This is a genomic window from Bradyrhizobium canariense, from assembly GCF_019402665.1.
GTDB classification, from domain to species: domain Bacteria; phylum Pseudomonadota; class Alphaproteobacteria; order Rhizobiales; family Xanthobacteraceae; genus Bradyrhizobium; species Bradyrhizobium canariense.
This window is the reverse complement of sequence record NZ_VSST01000012.1, coordinates 72,836-94,418: the sequence shown is the minus strand read 5'-3', so window position 1 is coordinate 94,418 and position 21,583 is coordinate 72,836. Positions and strand designations below refer to the sequence as shown.

The 21,583-nt window shown below is 62.2% G+C and carries 38 protein-coding genes and 2 tRNA genes; 16 read left to right on the top strand and 24 right to left on the bottom strand.

Features of this window, described 5'->3' with window-relative positions:
* Window positions 1–83: 83 nt before the first annotated feature.
* From FXB41_RS05175 to FXB41_RS05150, 6 genes are all read right to left on the bottom strand, one after another.
* Window positions 84–662 (bottom strand): HdeD family acid-resistance protein, encoded by a 579-nt coding sequence (locus FXB41_RS05175; protein ID WP_007591421.1) that lies wholly within the window; start codon window positions 660–662, stop codon window positions 84–86.
* A gap of 74 nt (window positions 663–736) precedes the next feature.
* Window positions 737–1,777 carry a PrsW family glutamic-type intramembrane protease gene (locus FXB41_RS05170; RefSeq protein ID WP_007591420.1) on the bottom strand — a complete coding sequence of 347 codons (1,041 nt, stop codon included), beginning with the start codon at window positions 1,775–1,777 and terminating at the stop codon, window positions 737–739.
* 563 nt (window positions 1,778–2,340) lie between these two features.
* Entirely contained in the window at window positions 2,341–2,598 is a 258-nt protein-coding gene (locus FXB41_RS05165) for a hypothetical protein (protein WP_007591419.1), read from the bottom strand.
* A gap of 104 nt (window positions 2,599–2,702) precedes the next feature.
* A complete protein-coding gene (locus FXB41_RS05160) occupies window positions 2,703–3,329 on the bottom strand; it encodes a pilus assembly protein PilZ (protein ID WP_007591418.1) in 627 nt (208 codons plus the stop codon).
* A 164-nt stretch (window positions 3,330–3,493) separates the two neighbouring features.
* Window positions 3,494–4,135 (bottom strand): hypothetical protein, encoded by a 642-nt coding sequence (locus tag FXB41_RS05155; RefSeq protein WP_219680240.1) that lies wholly within the window; start codon window positions 4,133–4,135, stop codon window positions 3,494–3,496.
* Between the two features lie 103 nt (window positions 4,136–4,238).
* Window positions 4,239–4,313, bottom strand: a tRNA-Glu gene (locus FXB41_RS05150).
* A gap of 225 nt (window positions 4,314–4,538) precedes the next feature.
* Between FXB41_RS05150 and FXB41_RS05145 the strand changes: the two genes are divergently transcribed.
* From FXB41_RS05145 to FXB41_RS05135, 3 genes are read left to right on the top strand one after another with little or no spacing between them, the layout of a single operon-like run.
* Window positions 4,539–4,793 (top strand): PilZ domain-containing protein, encoded by a 255-nt coding sequence (locus FXB41_RS05145; protein ID WP_007610106.1) that lies wholly within the window; start codon window positions 4,539–4,541, stop codon window positions 4,791–4,793.
* Between the two features lie 48 nt (window positions 4,794–4,841).
* Window positions 4,842–5,087: a hypothetical protein gene (locus tag FXB41_RS05140; protein ID WP_007591413.1), complete on the top strand. Its 246-nt coding sequence runs from the start codon at window positions 4,842–4,844 to the stop codon at window positions 5,085–5,087.
* Window positions 5,088–5,092: 5 nt separating this feature from the next.
* A complete protein-coding gene (locus FXB41_RS05135) occupies window positions 5,093–5,260 on the top strand; it encodes a hypothetical protein (protein WP_007591410.1) in 168 nt (55 codons plus the stop codon).
* Window positions 5,261–5,368: 108 nt separating this feature from the next.
* On the opposite strand, the gene FXB41_RS05130 is transcribed toward FXB41_RS05135, so the two are convergent.
* From FXB41_RS05130 to FXB41_RS05110, 5 genes are all read right to left on the bottom strand, one after another.
* On the bottom strand, window positions 5,369–6,007 hold the full coding sequence (locus FXB41_RS05130; RefSeq protein ID WP_007591409.1) for a glutathione S-transferase family protein: 639 nt from the start codon (window positions 6,005–6,007) through the stop codon (window positions 5,369–5,371).
* A gap of 239 nt (window positions 6,008–6,246) precedes the next feature.
* A complete protein-coding gene (locus tag FXB41_RS05125) occupies window positions 6,247–6,429 on the bottom strand; it encodes a hypothetical protein (RefSeq protein WP_157158543.1) in 183 nt (60 codons plus the stop codon).
* Window positions 6,396–6,848: a VOC family protein gene (locus FXB41_RS05120; protein ID WP_219680237.1), complete on the bottom strand. Its 453-nt coding sequence runs from the start codon at window positions 6,846–6,848 to the stop codon at window positions 6,396–6,398. Before FXB41_RS05120 ends, FXB41_RS05125 begins: the two co-directional genes overlap by 34 nt.
* Before the next feature lie 224 nt (window positions 6,849–7,072).
* A complete protein-coding gene (locus tag FXB41_RS05115; RefSeq protein WP_007591406.1) occupies window positions 7,073–7,471 on the bottom strand; it encodes a VOC family protein in 399 nt (132 codons plus the stop codon).
* Window positions 7,472–7,751: 280 nt separating this feature from the next.
* Complete coding sequence (locus FXB41_RS05110) at window positions 7,752–8,006, bottom strand: hypothetical protein (RefSeq protein WP_007591405.1); 255 nt, start codon at window positions 8,004–8,006, stop codon at window positions 7,752–7,754.
* A gap of 180 nt (window positions 8,007–8,186) precedes the next feature.
* Between FXB41_RS05110 and FXB41_RS05105 the strand changes: the two genes are divergently transcribed.
* The 3 genes from FXB41_RS05105 to FXB41_RS05095 all read left to right on the top strand — a co-directional run bounded on the left by FXB41_RS05105 (window position 8,187) and on the right by FXB41_RS05095 (window position 9,060).
* Entirely contained in the window at window positions 8,187–8,426 is a 240-nt protein-coding gene (locus FXB41_RS05105) for a hypothetical protein (protein ID WP_007591404.1), read from the top strand.
* A 116-nt stretch (window positions 8,427–8,542) separates the two neighbouring features.
* Complete coding sequence (locus FXB41_RS05100) at window positions 8,543–8,785, top strand: hypothetical protein (protein WP_245285858.1); 243 nt, start codon at window positions 8,543–8,545, stop codon at window positions 8,783–8,785.
* A gap of 5 nt (window positions 8,786–8,790) precedes the next feature.
* Window positions 8,791–9,060 (top strand): hypothetical protein, encoded by a 270-nt coding sequence (locus FXB41_RS05095; RefSeq protein WP_219680235.1) that lies wholly within the window; start codon window positions 8,791–8,793, stop codon window positions 9,058–9,060.
* 27 nt (window positions 9,061–9,087) lie between these two features.
* On the opposite strand, the gene FXB41_RS05090 is transcribed toward FXB41_RS05095, so the two are convergent.
* From FXB41_RS05090 to FXB41_RS05065, 6 genes are all read right to left on the bottom strand, one after another.
* On the bottom strand, window positions 9,088–9,279 hold the full coding sequence (locus FXB41_RS05090) for a DUF3072 domain-containing protein (protein ID WP_219680320.1): 192 nt from the start codon (window positions 9,277–9,279) through the stop codon (window positions 9,088–9,090).
* Between the two features lie 132 nt (window positions 9,280–9,411).
* Window positions 9,412–10,434, bottom strand: coding sequence for an acyltransferase family protein (locus FXB41_RS05085; protein WP_311985791.1), 1,023 nt, complete (start codon window positions 10,432–10,434; stop codon window positions 9,412–9,414).
* A 498-nt stretch (window positions 10,435–10,932) separates the two neighbouring features.
* On the bottom strand, window positions 10,933–11,109 hold the full coding sequence (locus tag FXB41_RS05080) for a hypothetical protein (RefSeq protein ID WP_007591393.1): 177 nt from the start codon (window positions 11,107–11,109) through the stop codon (window positions 10,933–10,935).
* Window positions 11,110–11,295: 186 nt separating this feature from the next.
* On the bottom strand, window positions 11,296–11,568 hold the full coding sequence (locus FXB41_RS05075; protein ID WP_007591383.1) for a hypothetical protein: 273 nt from the start codon (window positions 11,566–11,568) through the stop codon (window positions 11,296–11,298).
* Between the two features lie 176 nt (window positions 11,569–11,744).
* Window positions 11,745–12,047, bottom strand: a complete 303-nt coding sequence (locus tag FXB41_RS05070) for a hypothetical protein (RefSeq protein WP_219680230.1) — start codon at window positions 12,045–12,047, stop codon at window positions 11,745–11,747.
* Between the two features lie 245 nt (window positions 12,048–12,292).
* Complete coding sequence (locus FXB41_RS05065) at window positions 12,293–12,478, bottom strand: hypothetical protein (protein ID WP_007591378.1); 186 nt, start codon at window positions 12,476–12,478, stop codon at window positions 12,293–12,295.
* Window positions 12,479–12,886: 408 nt separating this feature from the next.
* On the opposite strand from FXB41_RS05065, the gene FXB41_RS05060 reads away from it, so the two are divergent.
* Both FXB41_RS05060 and FXB41_RS05055 read left to right on the top strand, forming a co-directional pair.
* Window positions 12,887–13,183 (top strand): HU family DNA-binding protein, encoded by a 297-nt coding sequence (locus FXB41_RS05060; RefSeq protein WP_007591377.1) that lies wholly within the window; start codon window positions 12,887–12,889, stop codon window positions 13,181–13,183.
* A gap of 147 nt (window positions 13,184–13,330) precedes the next feature.
* The gene (locus FXB41_RS05055; protein ID WP_106943511.1) at window positions 13,331–13,507 is read left to right on the top strand and encodes a DUF2934 domain-containing protein; all 177 of its coding nucleotides are present in this window, start codon (window positions 13,331–13,333) and stop codon (window positions 13,505–13,507) included.
* Between the two features lie 229 nt (window positions 13,508–13,736).
* Here FXB41_RS05055 and FXB41_RS05050 read toward each other — a convergent pair whose 3' ends face one another.
* Window positions 13,737–13,964, bottom strand: coding sequence for a hypothetical protein (locus tag FXB41_RS05050; RefSeq protein ID WP_219680227.1), 228 nt, complete (start codon window positions 13,962–13,964; stop codon window positions 13,737–13,739).
* 290 nt (window positions 13,965–14,254) lie between these two features.
* Between FXB41_RS05050 and FXB41_RS05045 the strand changes: the two genes are divergently transcribed.
* On the top strand, window positions 14,255–14,407 hold the full coding sequence (locus FXB41_RS05045; protein WP_219680224.1) for a hypothetical protein: 153 nt from the start codon (window positions 14,255–14,257) through the stop codon (window positions 14,405–14,407).
* A gap of 216 nt (window positions 14,408–14,623) precedes the next feature.
* On the opposite strand, the gene FXB41_RS05040 is transcribed toward FXB41_RS05045, so the two are convergent.
* Window positions 14,624–15,127 (bottom strand): hypothetical protein, encoded by a 504-nt coding sequence (locus FXB41_RS05040; protein ID WP_219680221.1) that lies wholly within the window; start codon window positions 15,125–15,127, stop codon window positions 14,624–14,626.
* 23 nt (window positions 15,128–15,150) lie between these two features.
* Here FXB41_RS05040 and FXB41_RS05035 point away from each other — a divergent pair, with 23 nt between their 5' ends.
* Window positions 15,151–15,348, top strand: coding sequence for a hypothetical protein (locus tag FXB41_RS05035; RefSeq protein WP_007591364.1), 198 nt, complete (start codon window positions 15,151–15,153; stop codon window positions 15,346–15,348).
* Here FXB41_RS05035 and FXB41_RS41435 read toward each other — a convergent pair.
* Window positions 15,345–15,470: a hypothetical protein gene (locus FXB41_RS41435; RefSeq protein ID WP_007591362.1), complete on the bottom strand. Its 126-nt coding sequence runs from the start codon at window positions 15,468–15,470 to the stop codon at window positions 15,345–15,347. The two genes, FXB41_RS05035 and FXB41_RS41435, sit on opposite strands and share 4 nt — an antisense overlap.
* Before the next feature lie 77 nt (window positions 15,471–15,547).
* Window positions 15,548–15,778 carry a hypothetical protein gene (locus tag FXB41_RS05030; RefSeq protein ID WP_007591360.1) on the bottom strand — a complete coding sequence of 77 codons (231 nt, stop codon included), beginning with the start codon at window positions 15,776–15,778 and terminating at the stop codon, window positions 15,548–15,550.
* Between the two features lie 282 nt (window positions 15,779–16,060).
* Here FXB41_RS05030 and FXB41_RS05025 point away from each other — a divergent pair, with 282 nt between their 5' ends.
* Entirely contained in the window at window positions 16,061–16,360 is a 300-nt protein-coding gene (locus FXB41_RS05025; RefSeq protein ID WP_035992730.1) for a hypothetical protein, read from the top strand.
* A 67-nt stretch (window positions 16,361–16,427) separates the two neighbouring features.
* On the opposite strand, the gene FXB41_RS05020 is transcribed toward FXB41_RS05025, so the two are convergent.
* Complete coding sequence (locus FXB41_RS05020) at window positions 16,428–16,592, bottom strand: hypothetical protein (protein WP_015686271.1); 165 nt, start codon at window positions 16,590–16,592, stop codon at window positions 16,428–16,430.
* 305 nt (window positions 16,593–16,897) lie between these two features.
* Between FXB41_RS05020 and FXB41_RS05015 the strand changes: the two genes are divergently transcribed.
* From FXB41_RS05015 to FXB41_RS05000, 4 genes are all read left to right on the top strand, one after another.
* On the top strand, window positions 16,898–17,659 hold the full coding sequence (locus FXB41_RS05015) for an SIR2 family NAD-dependent protein deacylase (protein WP_007591358.1): 762 nt from the start codon (window positions 16,898–16,900) through the stop codon (window positions 17,657–17,659).
* A gap of 198 nt (window positions 17,660–17,857) precedes the next feature.
* Window positions 17,858–18,490 carry a cold-shock protein gene (locus FXB41_RS05010; RefSeq protein WP_018457757.1) on the top strand — a complete coding sequence of 211 codons (633 nt, stop codon included), beginning with the start codon at window positions 17,858–17,860 and terminating at the stop codon, window positions 18,488–18,490.
* A 111-nt stretch (window positions 18,491–18,601) separates the two neighbouring features.
* Entirely contained in the window at window positions 18,602–19,087 is a 486-nt protein-coding gene (locus FXB41_RS05005) for a DUF192 domain-containing protein (RefSeq protein WP_007591354.1), read from the top strand.
* 126 nt (window positions 19,088–19,213) lie between these two features.
* A tRNA-Pro gene (locus tag FXB41_RS05000) sits at window positions 19,214–19,290 on the top strand.
* Window positions 19,291–19,634: 344 nt separating this feature from the next.
* Here FXB41_RS05000 and FXB41_RS41430 read toward each other — a convergent pair.
* Entirely contained in the window at window positions 19,635–19,766 is a 132-nt protein-coding gene (locus FXB41_RS41430) for a hypothetical protein (RefSeq protein ID WP_256375792.1), read from the bottom strand.
* A 334-nt stretch (window positions 19,767–20,100) separates the two neighbouring features.
* On the opposite strand from FXB41_RS41430, the gene FXB41_RS04995 reads away from it, so the two are divergent.
* Window positions 20,101–20,295, top strand: a complete 195-nt coding sequence (locus FXB41_RS04995) for a hypothetical protein (RefSeq protein ID WP_007591350.1) — start codon at window positions 20,101–20,103, stop codon at window positions 20,293–20,295.
* A 39-nt stretch (window positions 20,296–20,334) separates the two neighbouring features.
* Here FXB41_RS04995 and FXB41_RS04990 read toward each other — a convergent pair whose 3' ends face one another.
* Entirely contained in the window at window positions 20,335–21,504 is a 1,170-nt protein-coding gene (locus FXB41_RS04990; protein WP_007591348.1) for an OpgC domain-containing protein, read from the bottom strand.
* Between the last annotated feature and the right edge of the window lie 79 nt (window positions 21,505–21,583).

Here is a 21,583-nt window from a genome sequence, read left to right as displayed (position 1 = left end):
TGGTGACGGTGATCATGGCCAGTCATATACCGCGCGATCGGCGGGTTGTCACCCCCTAAGCGAGGTGAGGATCACGGGGCGCCTCAACTGTTGCTTTTGCGTGCCGCCAGCGCCATGCCGATCAGCGTGGCGCCACCGAACAGCAGGTTGATGCCGACGAGGATGCCGATCGCCCATTCCGCCGAGCTCGGCAATCCCGTGATCACCATGAACGAGATCGCGATATCGACGAGGCCCGAGATAAGAAGCCACGACCAGCGGCCGCCCGGCTCGCGGCGGTGCTCCAGCGCGTACATGATGGTGGCGATGCCCTCGGCGAGGAAATAGGCGCCGAGCACGATGGTCAGCGTCAGCACGGCCTGCATCGGTCGCGCCAGCAGCAGCATGCCTGCGAGCACCGCGAGCGCGGCCGAGATCAGCGACCACCAGAAGCCCGGCGTGCTGCGCGCCCAATAGGTGGCGATCAATCCGCCGATGCCGCTGATCAGGAACATCCAGCCGAGGAAGATCGCAATCGCAAGGCTTGCGAGCGGCGGCAGGATCAACGCGGCAACGCCGAGCACTGCAAGCAGGATGCCTTCGAACAGGAAGGCCTTCCAATGTGCCTTGACCGTCCGGCTCATGGCGGATTGCAGCCGGGAAAAATCCTCAGGCGATGTCATGGGCGGGCTCCGGATCGACAGGTGTGTGCTCGATCCAGTCTAGTACGTGCACACCGCGCTTGCCATCCCGCGGCTCAGCCGCCGCCGTGCGCCGACGAAAAACCTTCGCCGCTGGTGCGGATGCGGTTGCGCCCGAGAACATAGATCGCGGTCGTGACGATCAGAAGTGCGAGGCCGAGCAGGATCGAGACCAGGCCGATCGGGATCAGGGCCAGGGTCAGATTGCGCTCGGGGTTGATGAGCCAGTGATGGATTGAGGTCAGCACGAAGGCGAGCCCGAGAAAGCCGACGCCGCCGCCCGCGAGCAGCAGCGCCCACATCCGGCGGAGCTGGCTGAGGCGCTCGCGCGCGACCTCGGTCCGGGGCGCGTGATGGCGCGCGACGCGCCGCACCAGGCGGATGGCGAAGGCGATCGAGCTGAAGCCGATCAGCAGGCTCGCGCCGCCCAACCACATCCGCAGCGTCGGATCGAGATCCGGCATGCGCTGGAGTGTGAGCAGCGGGAAGTCGAACGCCGAATGCAGGGCGAGCGGGCCTGCGAAGATCAGCAGCCGGCTGGAGAGACGGGCCCAGTCGCGATGATGGCGGTTCGCACCCAGCGCCGTGCCGGCGCGCGCGATGGTCAGATAGGCGCCGGCGATGATGCCGAGCGCGCCGTGGAATGGCACGGTCAGCACGCTGCGCAATGCAGCCAGCGAGCGCCACATCTCCGCGTGCTGGACGAGATAGGCGAGGTTCTCGTAGGCGGCGAAGCCCAGGCCGACCGCAGCGCCATAGACCACGGTGTCCATCGGATTGGCGAAGGTCCGCCGCTTGGTCGAGGCGACCAGCACGATCGCGATCACCTTGACCGCTTCCTCCGGCAGCGCGACGCCGAAGATCGAATGCATGGCCAGCGCCGCCCACGGGTTGTCCGGAGCCGCGACCATTTTGGCGAAAGGGGCGCGGGCCAGGCCCAGCAGCGAAATGCTGGCCGCGCCGAGCAGGAACGCGGTCCAGACCTGGGCCGGCGGTCCCGGGCGTTCCTCGGCGGCAATGACAAGCCACAGCATTAGCAGCGCCGGGGCAATGGCGGCCGTTCCGATGACGGTGGGTAAAGCTTCAATCAGGTACATCGGCGCCGAAAATAGGTTCCCTTGATCCGCTTATCCACATTGCCCGATGCGACCTTGTGTCATGCGCTTGCTGTCGCGTCGCTTAACAAGCGCGACAGCCTACGTTCATTAGGACGGTCGCCGAGGTGTAGAATATGGAGCGCAATCAATCGCATGACAGAACCACCTCGTCGTTTCTGACAACGGTCGCGCGCCTGTCATCGGATCGCGATTGGTAAGTCAGATCAAGGCAATGTGCAGGTTTCTTCGATTCACGATGAACGTGTCGCCGCGGCAAGTCCAGAGCCGGGATTGCCCCGTGCGGGCTATGCACGGCCGGGCGACGGCCTAGTCACGCCTGGTCGCGCGGGATGGCGACGCGGTCCGGCGGGCCCGGAGTTGCTCCACCTCCCAGAAGGCGCGTATGAGGCACGTGCCGAGGCAGAGCACGATGAGCAACAGCAGGAAGGCCTGATCGACGGCGGGGATGTGGGTCATGGCAATGATAAAGCAACCGCTATGCCACCGCGTTCCTTCCCGGCCTGCACCACGTGCAGGGCTGCCGCTCCCAAGCCCGCTTTGACTCAATGCGTGGTGAACGGCGGCGGTGCGTCGGGCGCCACGTCGAAAGCGCCGAGATGGAATTCCTCGCCGATGGACGCGTCCGGCTCGGAATGCTGCGCCATCAGCGTGAACGCTGCCTGCGGGTATTGCTTCCAGATATCGAGATCGCCGGCGGTGATGGTGAGCCAGCCGAAGGTGTACATGTAGCGTCCCGGCTCGGTGACCCGGCCGACCTTGTCCCAGGTGATCTTATCGACCGTGATCTTGTCGACTGCCATTCGGTCCCCCGATCGCAAGTCTGCAAATGATGCCCGGCACGAGGCGCGGACCTTCAAAAGCTTATCTCGAAATAGGGCTGCGATAGGGCGGCGAGGCCGGCGGTTCAGGCCGATTGCAGCATGGGCGAGCGGACGATCAGCCGGACGACGTCGTCCCGCGACTGCTTTTCCGCGAATTTGACAGCAAAGCCGTTTTCGAATTTGCGGATCACGCGCCCGACACAAGCGCCGACCGCAAGCGGAGTTCCCACTGGCGGATCGTATTCGCAGGATATGGCGACACCGGCCGTGGAGACGTCGATGATGAAGCAGGCATGGGTGTTGCCGTCGGCGAGCGTCAGGAAGGTGTGCGCGACCTGCGGAACGAAGCGCGCGTCATTCCGCAGCTCCTGGACACTGGCGTCCTTTTGCTTCTTCTCGAGCCAGGTCAGCTTTTCCGACATCCAGGCGCGCCGGGCCCGCGTCATGTCGAGCTCCATCAGGAAGCCCGATTTCAGCGTCGCGCTGATGGTGCACTGGAATTCGCCAAAGTCCTGGAAGTAGGAGGTCACGCGCTCGCCGACTTTGCCGACCACGGGAACGTCGACCATCATGCGGAACGGCGAGACGCGGCTGGTGCGGCAGGCGAAGGTCCGGAGCTTGCCCTCGCAATCGTACCAACGCGGCAGCGAGTAGCTGCCACTCACGGTGACTTGCACGGCACGCTGTCTGAGGAATTCTGCGACGGACATGGGCGCCAATCGTGGTTCGGAGGGTTCCGTAGTTCCACGGTAGCAATCAAATTCTAAGCAAATGATACCGGCGCTCACGAGCAGGGGTAAATTTTTGGTAAATGCGCCGGTCGAGACAGGCGGCATAGCGCCGCGATTATCAGTCCCGTGACCTCACGATCGCGTCATCCGAGCAGCACCAGCAGGGCCAGCACGCCAAGGGCCATGACGAGCTTGATCGTCGCGCAGGCCACGCTGCTCGGTCTTCTCTCAAATCCGAACCACGGCAATGAATGCTGCATCGCGCGCGTTGCGACTGCTTCGACGATGGCGAACAAAAGAGCGATTCCGGCGAGGAAGGACCACGATGTATCCGGAAGCATCCATGTCGAGAGCGACGCGGGAACGGACGCTTTCAGCGATGCCAGCAGCGCGAACCATCCGAACAGGGATACGAAGCCCTTGATGATTTCGGGCCCGATCGTGCCGGGCTCGATACGGATGCCGATCTTTCCAAGAGCGAGTTCGATGCGCTCGCCATCGCTGAAGAAGAGGAAGGCGCCGAGGTAGAGCGGAACGCGCGACTGAAACAGGAGTGCGATGATGCCGAACAGCACGGCGTAGCCGTAGGCGTCAGCGAGAATGTTCGTGCCGGCCGTAGGCGACGGCGCAGCCGTGGCCCGAGACAGCGATCTGGCGCGCGCCATGTGCTCCAGCATTCTGGCGCGCCGTTCCGGCGCGTAGGCTGCCGTCCGGTGGATCCATGGCGGCGGCGCCGGCGAGGCAATCCCGGCCTGGTCGTCCGAGGGAGATTTATGCTGCGCCATGGGCCTGCATCTGGTTCCGTCTGGACATTGGTCGGAGGCGAGGGGGAAGGAGGTTCATTGCGAGGGCGGCAGATTTCGCCGCGTCATCCAAACGTCCGGATGATGGCGCTCCCTAGCGGAATCGAACCGCTCTCTCCACCGTGAAAGGGTGGCGTCCTAACCGATAGACGAAGGGAGCAAACCCAGGGCCCCGCCGCTTTTCGCGGCACGGCCGCTGGCCGCCCGAGTCATGCCCGGCGGCTGCAGCGGGCGAACCTATAATGGCCTTTGGCGCCCTGGGCAAGCCGTTCGGGAACGGTCTTTTGGCACCGGTGGATAGCCTCCCGCCCCAGGATCAGTCGGGGCAAATTCAACGGTTTCTTAGGTTCCCTGAGCTAGCGCTGGACGGGGAGAATTTAAGCCGATGCCACCGCCCAAGAAGCGCGCAGCCCGCAAGTCGCTGTCGCAGCATGCCTGGATCACGCTCGAGGGCGGGTTCGCGGCGCGGCAATGCCTGGTCCAGGACATCTCCGCCACGGGCGCCAAGATCACGCTGGACGAGGATGCGAGCCAGCTCCCGGGCGTGATCCGGATGGCATTCGCACGCGATGCGCGGACCGGGCGGAGCTGCCAGGTGGTGTGGCGCCGCGGCAAATCGGCCGGCATCAAGTTCATCTGAAGCGACCCCCGATGGCGCGCGGCGCCGGTCCGGGCTAGAACGGCCCGCATGCGTGCGCCGCTCCTCATCCTGATCTCGTTGCTGACGACGTCCGCGGCCGCGGCGGAAGCCTTGCGTCTCCCGCCTGCGGAGCGCCCACAGGCCGGCAAGGACTTGCCGCTGAAGGGTGCCGGCGGGAGCGCGAAAGCGGGCTCTTGCGCCGCCTATGGCCGCGGCTTCCATCTGGTCGAGAGCACCGGCACCTGCGTCAAGATCGGCGGCTCGATCAGCATCGAGACCACGGTCAGGCGCTGACGTCGATGCCGCCGGACATCATGCGGCCCGAGATCATCGTCCCGTTCGTGATGTATTGCGCGCTGCTGTGGTGGGTCGGCCGCGGCCTGAGCTGGACCGCGCGGCTCGCCACCGCGGCCGTCACGCTCGTGCTGATTTTCTGCGTGCTGCTGTTCGAGCGCGGCTGGCCTTAAACAAAAAACGCGAAAACAACCCCATGCACAGTAGCCGCCACCTCCCGGCGGCGCGCGGCGAAGTGCGGATTCATCGTGCTCTCAACGGAGTTTAGGCCGCATCACCGCTCACGACATCGGCGGTGCCACAAATTGCGCAAAACCGGGCCGTTTGCCGAGCTCGGCGAGCCAGCGCGTCAGATGCGGCTGCGCGGGCCGGGTGATGCCCTCGACGCCGAGCCAGCGCCGCGCATAGGCGCCGATCGCAATGTCGGCGAGGGTGAACGCATCGCCGTCCATGAACGGACGCGTGGAGAGCAGACGGTCGGCGATGGCCCAGACCTCGGCGGCGGCATCCGCATCCTTCTGCAGCTGGATCATGTCGCGCTCGGCGGGCGGCGTGCGCACGAGGCCCCAGAACACCGGGCGGTCGACCGGCTGCACCATCGACAGCGTCCAGTCGAGCCAGCGGTCGACGCTGGCGCGCAGCTTCGGCGCCTCGGGATAGATTTGCGTGCCGCGCCCGTGCGCGAGGCAGAGATAGCGCATGATCGAATTGGATTCCCACAGCGTGAAGTCGCCCTCGACCAGCGTCGGGATCCGCGCATTGGGGTTCATCGCGAGATAGTCGGCCTCGCGGGTCTTGCCGAAGGCCATGCCGGCGTCGATGCGCTCGTAAGCCAGGCCGAGCTCGGCGAGGCACCACAGCACCTTCTGCACGTTGACCGAATTGGCGCGGCCCCAGATCGTCAGCTTTTGGTCCGGCACATCATCCTCCCCAAGCTTTTCTTGGTGTCGTAGCCCGGATGGAACGAAGCGCAATCCGGGGTGCTTCGGCAGCGTCAGTCCCGGACGACGCGTGCGCTCCACCCGACAAGCGCGGGTGATAGCGGAATCCACTGCGGCGAGCGACGCGCGATTGCGCCGATCCTCTCATGCAAAAGGTCCGCATGCAAAAAGCTCCGCCTGAGGCGGAGCTTTCGTGCAGGGTCAAGTTGGTCAGGCGATCAGCGGCCGAAGAACAGCCATAGCAAGATGATCACCGGGATCGGCACACCCAGCATCCACAACAAAATTCCGCGTCCCATCGCGTCCTCCTCCAATTGCATTGTCGAAGAGAGAACGCTGCTGGCACGGGCTTGTTCCAGCGGCGAGCCTACCAATGGCCGGTGTTCGGCATCGACGACCACGGCTCCTGCGGCGGCTTCGGGTCGCCCTTCTGCAACAGCTCGATCGAGTGCAGATCCGGCGAGCGGACGAAGGCCATGTTGCCGTCGCGCGGCGGGCGGTTGATAGTGACGCCCGCCTTCATCAGCTTCTCGCAGGTCGCGTAGATGTCGTCGACCTCATAGGCGAGATGGCCGAAGAAGCGATCCTCGCCATATTTTTCCTCGTCCCAATTCCAGGTGAGCTCGACCAGCGGCGCGCCGCGGCTCGATGGCTGCTTCTTGAGCGCCTCGAGATCGTCCGACGAGCACAGGAACACCAGCGTGAAACGCCCCTTGTCGTTCTCGATCCGCCGCACCTCCTTGAGCCCCAACGCATCCTGGTAAAACTTCAGCGCGACATCGAGATTGCGCACGCGCAGCATGGTGTGGAGGTATCGCATGGTTGTTGCTCCCTTGAACGGATGGGGTTTTGCTTTGGGCCGAGACGGCGGAGAAGGAGATAGCAGGAAATTGGGGGGAGGGGCAAAGGGTGGGTGCACGTGTGCGTGAGGGTGAAGCCCGCTGATGAAGCAAATCAGCCGGCGACTTCAATGCACTTTCACCGCAAATCCAGTGCCGCACACGCGCCACCGGCAACGTATGCGGGCCGGTCTGCTGCCGCGGCCTATTGCGCCGCGAGGCGCTTTCCGGCCTGCTCGATCGGCGGCATGAAGAGCGATACTGCGGTGCCTTCGGGGTCACGAAACTGGAACGTCTTGTTGCCCCATGGCATCGTTTTCAGCTCATGAACCAGGGTGACCTTGTCTTTCAGGCGCTCATACTCCGCATCGATGTCTTCAACCTGAAACTCGATCACGGCGGTGCGGTTTGCGCCGGGCTCGGCACTGTTTTCTTGCCAGAGCGCGACCGTCTCGGCAGCGCCGATTGCCAGGTTGGCGCCCGGCGTTACGATCTTGGCGAACACCGGCGCGAGCCATTCGGCGGAAACTCCGGTGACCATTTCATAGAACGAGACCATGATGTTGATGTCGGAGGCGATCAGGCGAGTGGAGGCGAACTTCATGGCATGTCCTTTGGTTGACCGCAGATTTGAGCGGCATCGCGGGGCTCGTCGCACACCGCTGCTGCCACCCTGATGTCAGCAGTCACGATGCCGTGCCGAGCGCGCGAACTACGGGCATGAATTGCGATGGCAATGCTGGACTGCGCCTCAAGTGAGACACGATGATCCCGGTGAAAGGGCTGGACTGCACCGTCACCGCAATTTTAGAGTCACATGGGCAGCGCGCCAGTTCGTTCGAGGCCTAAGCCCAGCCTCCAAGGAAGACGGGCCCCGTGATGACTCAACGCTTGGGCGTCCAGGTATCGAAGTTGCCGTCCTTCTTACCGACAGCTCTGGCCTTCTCAACCGAGATGCCGTCGCGGCAGGCGATGTAGGACTGAACCTGGGCGTTGGTCCCGGCTCGCTTCGCAACCCACATGTCACGCGTGAAGCCGTTCTTTGCCATGCAATCGAGCGCATGAGGGGTGCTGTTCGAGGCGGCGTGGGCGCCGATTGTTGACAGCAGCAATGCGGAAACAGCGATAATTGTTTTCATGAAATCTCCCAATGAAGCGCCTGTACAATAGCCGCCGTAAACAAAGCTACAAGGCGCTGTTGTCAGAACGCTCAACTTTCCAGATAGTCGATCGTTGGAGACTCTTCAGGTCGCTGGAGGTCGGGGCGTCGCGCCGGTCGACCGAAGGGGGACTCAATTGCAAGCTCCCGGGAGATATTGATGCGTTTTAGAACGGCACTTTTGGTTGCTTCACTCGTGGCGCCGTGGTGTGCGGCTCCGGACACGGCAAAGGCTGCGGGCAGCATGACGCTCTGCCTGCAGGCTGGCTTCTCGCAAGCCTGCTGCAAAGCCGAGGAAGCGAAGGGCGGTTTCAACGGTGACGGTGCCGATGCCTCTGCGCGCCGCTGGAATAGTCTTGCTATGTGCAAGAGCGGGAGTGCGCAGAAGATCAAGCGCTAGAAGACGAGCCCCTTCACGCGAAGCACCTCCACAGCGCTAACCGGGCCCTCAGAACGGTGATCCAAAACCGCGGAATTTGGCCACCTCACTCACGGGTGGACAGGCTTGTTTAGCCGTTGGCAGATGAACTCCTCGCGGAGATGACGCGACTAACCGCCATGGCCAATATTCTAGGCGAGCTTCTGTTCGCACTTATCCGCTCGATTGTTGCTGGATGGGCGTATGCGCTCTGGGTCAAACTGGCGACATGGCTCGAGCCGAAAATCCAACGGCGTTGGGTGAAGGTTGCCGTAGGAGGCCTCCTCGGCCTGGCAGCCTTTTTTATGATTCCGATACTGATGGGGCTGTTGGGCCTTTGAAGACAATGAAATCCGTTCTCATCCCCGCACTGGCAATCGGGGCGCCCGTCTCGACGGTGCTGCTCGTCATGGAGCAGCTCACCGACTACTCCATCGCTGTGATGGCATGGGAGATGCCGGGCATATCCGCAGCTTATCTTTTCTGGGGAGCTGTCGGCAGTTCCGTTTTCCTGGGCATCGCCATCACTTGGGCCGTGAATGCCATCGTTTACGGGGCGCCCGCCTTCGTCGTCCTCACGGTCGTCAAGCTGGCAATTCGCGGTTCGCCGAAGTGACCTGACAATGACGGTGATGCCAGATATCTACTTCTCGAGCCCGGCCTTCTGCCGCATCGTATCGATTAGCTCTGAGGCCTCTGCCTTGGTCAGATCCTTCTTGGGCAGCTCCTTGTGGGCCTGCTCGGCGAGGGTCTTGAGGTAAGATTCCTGGGCACCGGTCATCGGGTCGTCGCCGGAGACCCAATCCTTCGGATCCTTTTGGGTGTTGTCCGCCATCTTGTTGTCAGTCACGGCGATCTCTCCTTTTCAGGTTCAATGCCGGCTGACGCCTTTTGTTCCTTATTTGTTCGTGGCTGACCCATGACGCAGCAAGGGCCGCACTTGCCCCGATTCAGCGTCGGGAGATGATCACGGAACGGCCGGCAGCGATCGGCGTCTGCGCATGAGACCTATCTTGCGACTTGCCTTGCGCCCCCAATCGAGGATCGGTGCCTCAACCGCGACATGCAAGGCGGCGGCGAGACCGATGGAGAGCAGGATGCCGGCGATGATTGTCCCGACGATCGACAGACGCCACAGTCCGTCAAAGCTGGCGATCCATTTCACCACCAGATAATGGACGATATACAGCGCGTACGAAATCTTGCCGAGCCATTGCAGGATCGGTGAGAAGGATCGTCCTTCGGTCTCGACAGCGATCACAGCATGGATCAGCAATCCCGCACCTACGCCATAGGTCAGGACGCGCGCGAACTGCGCGTCGATCGCGCCGTGCACGAAAATCCAGTACCAGCCGGCCACGAACAGGCCCGCGGAAACGGCTGGGAAGTGGCGCGAAAAGCGCAATCGTCCGCTTCTCTGGAGATAGGCGATGACAACGCCGGCACCGAATTCCAGCACCAGCGGATGAAAGTAGATCCCGAACTCAAGGCCGAAGACGAGAGCAAGAATGACCAGGCCGAATCCAGCGAACAAGATCTCGAACAGCCGGTCCGGCTTGATCGCCAAGACGACCGCGACGGCGACATAGAAGTGCAGTTCGAAAGCCAGCGACCACGCCGGCCCGAGGTACCAATTCGGATATGTCCATGCGAAGATGGTTCCGAGGTCGAGAGCGGGGCGGTCGCCCGGCGCCAGCGCGATCCAGGAAGAGCTGATAAACGCCGCCAGCAACACCAGCCAATAGAGCGGAAAAATTCGGAGCGCCCGTCTGAAAGCGAAATCCAGCGGGTTGTGTTGTGCCGTCGCCGTGGTCGCGATGATGAAGCCGGAGATCACGAAGAAGATGTCGACGCCGCTCGCGAGAATCGTCAGCGCGCCCTCGGCGAGCTCGGGGCCGACCCTATCGGGTCGCGCACTGATTGCGTGTCCGCAGACCACCGACAGCGCAGCGACCCCGCGCATCGCCTGTATACCCGCGAAGATCCGCACCAAGCCCCGCCACGTTTATTGATACGCAATCTAGGCGAGAAACCCATTAAGGAACAGTTGCGCTGATGCGATAGAATGGCTGCTGGATGCGCTGGCGATGAGACATGCATCTCAAGGCGGATACATTTTGCTGAGCCTGTCATCGAAGGCACGACCATTGACGGCGTTGCCCTGCTATGCGGGTGCTTCTCAGCGGCGCCTGAGCAAGCGCCTCATCCTTCGAGACGACCGCTTCGCGGCCCCCTCAGGATGAGGCTCAGCTGCATCCGTCTCCGTTGAAGTGCTGCCGCCTACTCATTCCTCATCCTGAGGGCCCGCCGCAGGCGGGCGTCTCGAAGGATGGCCGCAGTCGAGCTTCCAGCCACATGTTTCTTCATGTGCGAGAGTCCCGCACGCGACGGCGCGTGAATCGAAAAACCGCCCCCGATTGCCGGAGGCGGTTCTCGAAAATCTGGCCAGAGAATTATCGCGACCGATATTCGCTTCGCGCGAGACGCCCTAGTGACCGGTGCCGGGCTTGGTCGTCTTTGGCGGCTTGCCGTCTTCGATCCGGCCTTCGTTGCGCAAGTCGCGACCTTCCTGGGCCTTCTTCTGGCTCTCGCGGGATTTGCCGTGTTCGTTCATCTCTTCTTTGATGAATCCGGCGCCTTCCTTCACTTTACCTTCAACGCTCATGACGATCTCCCTTGCTGGAGATGGGGCAACTCGCGGCGAGACCTGACCGTTCCGGTGCGCGCACGATTGTGAGGCGTGCATTGGCGACAGGTTCCAAAAAGATCCGCGTCATGATGGGTCATGAAATGGCCGCGCCGCCTTGTGGGAAGCGACGCGGCCGGGAAGCAAGCCGTACAGGAAACCGGCTTACTTCATGTTGCTGCGGGTCCTGGTGCCGCCCTGGTCGCTGCCGGGGCCGGAGCCGCCTTGGCCGGAGGCGTCGGGCCTCACCATTCCGCCCTTGCCCATGCCGTCATGGCTCATGCCGGTGGTGCCGCTCCTCATCGTGCCCTTGTCCGTGTTGGTCATACCGGGCTTCTGCATGTTGTCGGTCTGCGCGGCGGGGCCGGTCTGGTTCTGCGCAAAGGCGGAGCCGCACATGAGGCCGAGGGCGGCGGTCGCAATGACGAGCTTCTTCATCTCAAACTCCTGGTTGGTTGTGTGGGCCAACGGGAGCGCAGAAACCGTGTTCCTAAAACAAGGTGTTCCGGAGTGCAAAAATTCTCGTCTGCAACGAGGGTACTTTCGGTTCTGATTGACTCAGAACCGCTCCGGATTGTTGTGACGCGTTTTCTTCGCGCGAACTTGAAAACGCCCTACGCCGCAAGCCGCTGGTCGGTCGGGCCCGTCAGGTGCTTGAGCACTTCCGCATGCTCCAGGTCGGGAACCGCAATGGCCGTGTGGCTGTAGCTCGCATGGGTTCGTGAGTTTGCAATCCGGTCCAGGATCTCGCCGCCCTTGATGACGTGGAGGCCCATGCCCTCTCCGGACGGGAAGATCGCGAGCACCACGTCATAAGCCGTGATGACGGCCCGAAGCGCTTCGGCCTTGTCTTCGGCAATTTCGACGAACACGCGAACATCGGCCGCGAGTTCACGCAGCTCGTTAAAATCCAACACTGTGGGGTACTCCAACGCAACGATACTGAGAGGAGCTTGGAGGCGTTAGGTTACTGAAGTCTCAACGGCCTATGCCCAGCCACAGGTTTATCGACCAGGCGCCCCCGTCAGGCCGATAGACGCGCGGGCGTTGCCGCCTGCTCGGCGATGCGCCGGCACGGGAAGGACATCTGGAGCGGGGAGGGACGAAGCGCGCCTCGTACCCATACGGGCGTCACGCGATACACGCGTGACTTATGCGCGCTTTACTTGGCGTATCCCTGGGAGCGGAGCCACGCGATCTTGCGGTCGCCGTTGATCCAGTCGTCGGCGTCTGCCTTGCTGGTGAAGCCCTTGATTTCGCGCTGTTCGCTGTCCGGGTAATCCGCCAGGATTTTCCAGTCGTTGTCTGCAATGCGGACGGTTTTGAAGGTCACTTTTGTTTTTGCCATGCCGCATTATGCAGGAGATGGCCGGAAAAGAGAACCTGCCTTGTGACGGTCACCGGTGTGGCCCGGGCGCAGACCTCGGGGGCCAGCCTGATCGGCTTTGCGCGGCCAGGTCCCCGAAAAGGCGAAAGCCCCGCCTGGGGGAAGCGGGGCTCTCCGATGGGGGTGAAGCTTGGGGACTTCAAAGAGTTAGACGCCTCCGGGAGAAAATGGTTCAACGCGAAAACGGCGAAGGCTGCGGCATCGTTCCCACGGCGTCCGGCCCCCCGCAGAACCCCTGCTTGCGTTTTGGGCGTCGATGGGTTCTAAGCCCCGTCACTTCATGAAAGTTGGCATGAATCAGAAGCGCGTTGCGCGGTTGGACCGCGTCCTGAGCAAAGCCTGCTCGCGCGCACAGAAGGAAATTCAGACATGGCGAAGATGACCAAGACTCAGTTGATTGATGCAATTGCCGAGGGCACGCAGCTGTCGAAGAACGACGTGAAGTCGGTCATCGAGTACATGGCGACCGTTGGCTACAAGGAGCTCAACGAGTCCGGCGAGTTCGTCATTCCCGGCTTCGTGAAGATGTCGGTGGTGAACAAGCCGGCGACAGAAGCCCGCATGGGCGTCAATCCCTTCACCAAGGAGCCGATGCAGTTCGCGGCGAAACCGGCGAGCAAGTCGGTGAAGGCCTCGCCGCTGAAGGTGGCCAAGGACTCCGTCTAAGGGCTCGCTAAGGGTTCGCATTTTCGTTGCGGCGGCTCCTTTTTGCGGAGTGCTGCCGCGGAGTGCTGCAATGACTGCTTGCTTGTGCTGAACCAATAAGGAACTCTGGGCGATCGTCAGGCTTTGCTTCCGAGAGGGAGAAATCACATGACTGGTCTCAGCGAAGTAGAGATTCGAAATCGGGCCTATCACCTCTGGAAAGAGGCCGGCGAGCCTGCGGGCACGATGGACACCTTCTGGTACGAGGCCGAAAAGGAGCTTCTCGCCGAGCGGACCAAGCAAGGCGAAGTGCCGCCTGGGATGACCGACAATCTGCCGGTCTGACTGCGATGGTCTAAGAGGCGAGCGTCGACAGTTCTCAAAGCAGCCACCCGGCGTAACGCCCGGGTGGCTGCTTTGCTGTTCGGGCCACCGCTTGGATGGCGACCGCCTTAAAGAAAAACCCCGGGCTTAGGGACCGGGGTTCTTCAAGCTGGCCGCCCGCGTCGCGACGTGCCGCCAGCACCACTGAATTCGGCTTGATAACGTGAGACGGGAAAATTCGTTCCGGCCGCTAGTCCGGCGACACGGACACGTCGATGATCGCCGGCGTATCGACCTTGCGCTCGCGCCAGACGACGAGATCGCATTTGGGATTGAGCCACTGATATTCGGAGCCGCGCGCCTTCAGGTGCGCGAGCGCTGCATCATGTGCGGCGGTCCGGTCCGGCGCTTCGACCATGATCTCCACGGTCTCCTCGATCTGACGCACCACCTCGACGGCGTAGAATTTTCTGGTCACGGTCCCTCGCTCCGGAATGACTAACGGGGAGGGCGATGGCGCGTTCCCCAAAAGAAAAACCCCGCGCTTTCGCATGGGGTCTTCTTGGCTGGCGACGATGGGATTTCAGCGCCTGGCCGCCGGCCGCGTTCTCGCACTTAAGGTTGAAAACCCAAAAAGCAACCGCGGCGGCGCGCGGAAGCCTGAGGCGATGTGGCCGGCGAATTTTGCGGGGAGGGGCTGGACTTTTTGTTCTTATTTTGTTCTAGTGGGGCATCCCTTTTGGCAGCGACATTGATTTGGAGGTGCCCATGACTGTCGAGAAACAACGCGAAGTGATCAGGCTCTGGAATCAACTCAGGAAACTCGACGGCCCGGCCGCGGAAGAACTCCGCATCCAGATCCTCGAATGCTTTTCGGAGAAAGATCTGTCGGGGAAGGGCACGGCGAAGCGAGCGGCGTGATGAGCGTCGCACTACGTTGATGATAACGGGCCATCTTCCCCCACCTTCACCGATCGTTAGGAATCGTTTTGCGCTGATTTCTCGACTCCGATTCGTTCCTTGCGAACGAAATGGAGTCGGATGCAGAACAAGCCGTGCCTTCTGTGTCGATGCGGGACACGCGCTTCCAAACCAAGCCAGCGTGATGCTTCGCACGGTCCCTCCCGCGTGTCCTCGCTACGAGATCAGGCGAAGGAGACGCGACATGGATGCGTGCTGGTTTCTTGAGATGTTCGCCGAGATCGCGAAAGTGTTTTGGTATGATCGGCATCCGCGCTTGCGCAAAGGCAGGCCGTCGGTGCCGCAGGTGTCGCCGCGGTCGAAATCCCAAGACGCGATGTGAGTGCGCGATCGTTGGCGACTGCGCTCGTTTGTGTGCAAACGAAATGTTAAGATTTGCTTCGCGTCGATTTCTGCGATTCCGATTCGCTCTTCGAGAACGAAAGGCGGGCGAAGCTGGAACAAAGCCGGATGGCGGATCGCCAGAAGCTCCGCAGCCTCGGCTTTCGCGCGGGCTTGAGGCGGCTCGCCGACTTCTGGAGACGCTTCGCGCACTCCTAACGGAAGCTTGCCGCGAAGCCGATAACCGTATTCGGTTAGGTTAAAAGCGCGATCGCATTGCGCTTGCCGCTGCTTGGGATAGGTGTGTCTGGCGACGTCTGGAAACGACTTTGCCAACAAGCAATTTTGCCAAGAACGAATTCATGACACCTTTTTCAGAACCGAGCTTTTATCAGGGCGACCGCCACACCTATCGGCGCGTTGCCATCGTCGGCACGCTGTTCTGTCTGGCTTTCGTGGTGATCAGCGTCTCGCTGCGGCCACAGCTCGAGGAGACGCGTGTCGCGGTCAAAGCCGACAGGCTGATGCGCACGGCGGGCCAGCCACCGCACACGAATTAACGGTCCTCGCCGGAGATCTGATGGTCGGCGCAATTGCCTGGGCAGGCGGTGCCCCGCGAGGCGAGCGCCACGAAGCCGGCATAGCCGGACAGGTTGAGCAGGACTTCGAGCCAAACGGGCATGTCGGCCTCTTTTCTCCCTGAAGGCTACGCCAACGTGCGCGCGAAGCGCATGTTCCCGGACAAGAAGGCGCCGCGCCTCAAAGCGGGGTGGTGGGGTCGAGCCGCCGGCCGAGGACGCCTACGGACTCGCTCGACGGCTGCTCCTTAAGGAACTCGGCAATAGCCCGCGCCAGTTCGCCGTCGCTCATCGGCGTCGATGGCGGGCGCAGCGTGCCGACACCGAAACTGCGGACGATCTCGTCGTAATGCTGATCGCCGGATTTGGGAACGAGCCTCCGGATACGGGCCAGCAGCGTGGATATCGGCACTTTAGCCTCCTAGGCGCTCCCCGCTGGCAGCAATTGGGCTGCGTTGCCAATTTGCTGTCCGTGAAACTGAAAACCCCGCCAGCATTGGTGATGCTGACGGGGTCTTCGTGCTGTTGCCTCAACCGGATGGCAGAGGCATCCGCACTTGCACAAACAATTCGCGGAACGCGCGCCTGTTCCATGCGTGGCCGGATTTATTCCGAGCTCGGTTCCACAAGCTTGCGCGCAACCATCGCAACGCGCCGGCGTTGTCCATCCGAGATACGAAGGAGGAGATTCATGATGAGGAAGACACTGGCAGTTCTGGCTACCGTTGCAGCCGTCGGCCTGACCGCGGTTGCGGCGCCTGCGCCCGCCGAGGCGCGCGGCCGCGGTATCGGTCCGGGCCTCGCATTCGGCCTCGCCGCCGGCGCCATCACCGCGGGCGCCGTCGCCGCGTCGCATCCTTACGGCTATGGCTACGGCTACGGCCCGGGTTATGGCTACTATGGCGGCCCGGCCTATGCTTACGGCCCCGGTCCGTACGCCTATTACGGCGATGGACCGTACTACCGCCGCCACCATTATTACCGTCACTGGTAACGCCTGAACAAATGAAAAGCCCGGAGCAATGCTCCGGGCTTTTTTCATGCTCGGTGATCTGGTGTCGTTACGGCCAGAGCGAGGGCCGTTCCACCTTGCGCGCGTTGTCGAGCGTCGACACGAAATACTCTTCACGTTCGCGCTTGAATTTTTCCTGCGTGGCACGGAAGGCGGCGACACGGGCGGCGATCTCTTCGCGTTCGCGGATTTTGCGTTGTTCGTCCTCGGTCATGTCAAATCCCCTCTGCACGTGAGTATGTGTCCTACTGAACTCAAGCACTGCCGCCGCAATCACGTTGAGTCGCGTCAACACATGCATTGGCGCTTCTGATTGGGGCGTCAATGGGGAGGAGGCATTGCAGGATTGTGATAAGCGAGGGTCGGAAAAAATTGCCGACCGTGCCTTGCGCGGCAGTGGATAACAGCGTCAATAATCTTGTCGCTTGCGCATGTTGCAGCTAGCGCAAAAACAAATCACCAACCGATCAGCAGAACCAATCGGCCAAACCAATCGGCAAAGCAAAACGGGAGGCCGCGTTGATTGCATCGGATCTTCGCAGCGGCGTCGAGCGTCTCGGCGACATGATCGCCGAAGCCAAACGGATCGTGCCGTTCACCGGCGCCGGCATCTCGACCGAATGCGGCATCCCCGACTTCCGCTCGCCGGGCGGAATTTGGACGCGCAACCGCCCGATCCCGTTCGACGAGTTCGTCGCCAGCCAGGAGGCGCGCGACGAATCCTGGCGCCGGCGCTTCGCGATGGAGGAGGTCTTTGCGGCGGCCAGGCCCGGCCGCGGCCATCGCGCGCTCGCCTCACTCTACCGCGCCGGCAAGGTTCCCGCGATCATCACCCAGAACATCGACAATCTGCACCAGGCCTCCGGCGTCGCGAGCGACCACGTCATCGAACTTCACGGCAACACCACGTATGCGCGCTGCATCGGATGCGGGCAGGCCTATCCGCTTGATTGGGTGAAGCGCCGCTTCGACGAGGAGGGCGCCGCGCCCAACTGTCCCGTGTGCGACGAGCCGGTGAAGACCGCCACGATCTCCTTCGGCCAGACGATGCCCGAGGATGAAATGCAGCGCGCCACCGCGCTGTCGCAAGACTGCGACCTCTTCATCGCGATCGGTTCCTCGCTGGTGGTATGGCCGGCCGCGGGCTTTCCGATGATGGCGAAGGAAGCAGGTGCACGCCTGGTAATCATCAATCGCGAGTCCACCGAGCAGGACGACGTCGCCGATCTCGTGATCCGCCACGACATCGGCGAAACGCTCGGGCCCTTTGTCGGTAATTGAGGCAGCAATTTGATTCGCGGCTGTGCAAGCTGTTCATAGGTTCCGGCGAATCTCTTTTTTGTCTATGCGTCGCAACCGGGAGTGTTATCTTTTGAGTCGAAAGATTCGCGTCGCGTCGAGTTGAGAAGATTCTCTAAAGACGCGTGATTCGGCGCCGCCATTCAGGCGGGTTGCATGGCATGTGTGGGGTCCGGGGTTATGGGGTCGTCCGACGGATTTGAGTCCAAGAAGGTCGGAGTTCCCGCGGTGGGTGAACACGGCGGTGGCGGTCGCGACAGCGCTCTCAGTCCATTCACCGGACTTGGTGAGAGCAGCGCCAACCTCGTCGAGGTTCACGGCGTCATCAAATGGTTCGACGCCTCAAAGGGCTACGGCTTCATCGTTCCCGACAATGGCTGGCCCGACGTGCTCCTGCACGTTACCGTGCTTAGGCGCGATGGCTTCCAGACCGCCTACGAGGGCGCCCGCATCGTCGTCGAGTGCATCCAGCGGGCCAAGGGCTACCAGGCGTTCCGCGTCGTCTCGATGGACGAGTCGACTGCGATCCATCCGGCGCAGATGCTGCCGCCGCGCACCCATGTCACGGTGACGGCGACCAGCGGGCTGGAGCGAGCCCAGGTCAAATGGTTCAACCGGCTGCGCGGTTTCGGCTTCCTGACCTGCGGCGAGGGCACGCCCGACATCTTCGTGCACATGGAGACGCTGCGCCGCTTCGGCATGACCGAGTTGCGGCCCGGCCAGTATGTGCTGGTCCGCTTCGGGCCCGGCTCCAAGGGCATGATGGCGGCAGAGATCCATCCCGAGACGGGATCGCCGGTCTCGTCCCACTAATTCTATTCCCGCGATCGTGAGCAGAGGCGCGCTGGCTGACCGGCGCGCCTCTGGCTTTTCCGGCGATCGCCACGTAAGGACTGGTCCAGTCCCACGCCTCGAGAGCCATCCATGAATTTCGATCGAAAGGCCGTCTTCGCCGTTGCGAAGGGCTGGCTCGCCGCCATCCTCGTCATCGCCGGCTGTGCCGTCGCGAGCGCCCCCGTCCGCGCCGCCAGTTTCCAGCCGCTCGAGATCGTCACCAAAAACGGCGTGCAGGTGTTCTCGGTCGAGATCGCGACGACCGAGGAGGAGAAGCAGACCGGCCTGATGTACCGCAAGGAACTGGCGGACGGCAAGGGCATGCTGTTCGACTTCAATCCCGAGCAAGAGGTGTCGATGTGGATGAAGAACACCTATGTCTCGCTCGACATGATCTTCATTCGCGCCGACGGCCGAATCCTGCGCATCGCCGAAAATACCGAGCCGATGTCGACAAAAATCATCTCATCCAGGGGGCCCGCGCGGGCTGTTCTGGAGGTGGTGGCAGGGACGGCGCAGAAATATGGCATCCGCGCCGGCGACCGCGTCGGCCACCCGCTGTTCGGCAGCAAGTAGGCGGGTCAAGGGGCTATTGGCAGGGCTATTGCCCCCGTCCTGAGGTCTTTTGGGAAGCTTGCTGGTGCCGTTGGAAGGCTTGCTGGCGCTTTGGGAAGCGTGTATCGACGGGGCTCGCCGGACATTCGGGGTATAGCGCAGCCTGGTAGCGCGGCAGTTTTGGGTACTGCAGGTCGTTGGTTCGAATCCAGCTGCCCCGACCAGTCCGGAGGTGGGTCGGAACCGCACCAGAGAACAACAGCCCGTCGGCGAGGCGCCAGGCGATCCAGGCGAGAGCGCAGCAGCCGAGCATGGTGCGCGTTCAGTGCCGATGCCCGGAGCTGCCAAAGCCCTCCAAACCCTCGGCGCTCATTCCCTGCCCAACGCGACTTCTGCGCGATTTTTCAAGCCATTGGGCAGATCGGGCGGTGCGGAAATCGTAAAACTTTGTCGAACCTTTTGTCGTCGCCATGCACGTATAGGTGTTGGGGGATTTCAGCGCCCAATGCCTAACGGGCGCCGCCAAGCGATGATATTCCGCTTGCGCGGCGTTACGCTTTTCCGACCATCAGTTCGTCGCGTACCAGCCGAACGGAAACGGCAGGAACGGCCAGGCCAGCTGATTGTCGTTGGCGGCCTTCCGCGGGTCTTGCTCCGGCGTCTTCGCGGGCAGAGCAGGCGGCGTCGAACGCAGCGCCAAGCGCAGACATGCACATTGCAAATTCATCGTGGTGGCCCCCGCCCATTAATAGTTTTCAAAAATTTGCGTCAGCCTGGAAATAACCGCACGTCCTCAAAACGACGCGCTCATTCTCAAATCACACACAGTCTAGGAAAATCGGCGACCGCTTTCAACCGGTCTTGCCGCGCGCGCACAGGAAGTAAGGTTGATCGGTTAGGTTAAGGACGAGCGGTTGTTGCGGCCGTCTTCGTGACTGTTATCAGATCGGTCCGGCTCGCGACGGCTGCCTGAAATTCGTGCTCACATGATATCACAGTTCGTCGCAGTGCTCGTATCCTGTGAGTTCTGCATCATGTCTTTCGATCGCAACGTCCGAACCATCGGTCCGCAGGCGAGCTGGACCGAGATCTGGCATCTCTGGACCGTGTTCGTGCCGCGCCGCTCGATCAACGGGCAGCTGGTTTACGGCAAGGTCTGGCGCCGCCACGACGGCCGCGACTGGATCTACAAGAAATTCACCGAGTACGACAGCGAAGCGGCAGCCTGAAGCGGCGTCGCTGTCGTCCGGCGCGGTATCGCTGCCCCCTCAAGCGGCCTTTGCCGCGGCAGGCTTGGGCGGCGGCGGCTTCAGCGGCTTGTCCTGCCTCTTCGACCAGGAGATGTAATAGGCCACTGTCGTCATGATCGCGATGCCGGCGACGCTGACGAAGATCTGCGCGAACAGCGAGCCCGAGCTCATCGACAGCTCGAAATGACCGACGAAGGACAGGAACACGCCGACGCAGAACACGGCGAGCGACTGCTGGCCGCATACGATGATGGGATCGAACCCTTTCCATTCCAGGCCCGGCCAGTCCTTCGGCACGAAGCGGATCACCAGGATCACGATCACGACGAAGTGGATGAAGCGGTAGGGCGCAAGGTTGGTCTTGTCGTTCGGGTTGAACGCCGAGAACAGCCATTCCGGGAACATGCCGCCGAGGGTCGGGAAACGGCCAGCCATGGTCATGACCAGCGCAAACAGCATGTAACCGAGACAGAGCCAGAGCGTGACCGGCGCATTGATCAGCGCCATCGAGCGCCGCGCGCCGCCCATTGCGCACCAGGCGCCGAACACGAACAGCACCTGCCAGCAATACGGGTTGAAGTACCACTGTCCGGCCGGATAGGCGTTCAGGTTCAAGCCGAAATGGCGCGCGGTCAGCCAAAGCACGATGGACAATGCCATCGTCAGGTCCGGCTTGCGCAGCATGAACCACAGCACCGGCGGAAACAGCCCCATCAGCACAATGTAGAGTGGCAGCACGTCGAGATTGAGCGGCTTGAAGCGCAGGAACAGGCCCTGGCGCAGCGTCTCGGTGGCATTGTCGACCAGGCCGGCGACGTTGAACTCGTTGATCATCTCGGAATCGCCGAAGCGCAGCGCCAGATAGCTGATCGAGGCGATGTAGATCACGAACAGGATGATATGGGCGACGTAGAGCTGCCAGACCCGCTTGGTCAGCCTCGTGGCGCCGACCAGGAAGCCGCGCTCGAGCATCATCCGTGCATAGACGAAGGAGGCGGTGTAGCCGGAGATGAAGACGAACAGATCGGCGGCGTCGGAAAAGCCGTAATTGCGGGTGGTGATCCAGTTCACCACGTTGTCGGGGATATGGTCGAGGAAGATGGCCCAGTTCGCAATACCGCGAAACAGGTCGAGCCTGAGGTCACGGCCCTTTTCGGGGAGCGTGGCGTTGATGTTCAGGAAGGACATGCGACGGGAGCTTTCGGAGGGGACGGACAGGTGGGCGTCAACGAAGCAGGGCCGCCGGGCGAGATCCCGGCGCGGAAGG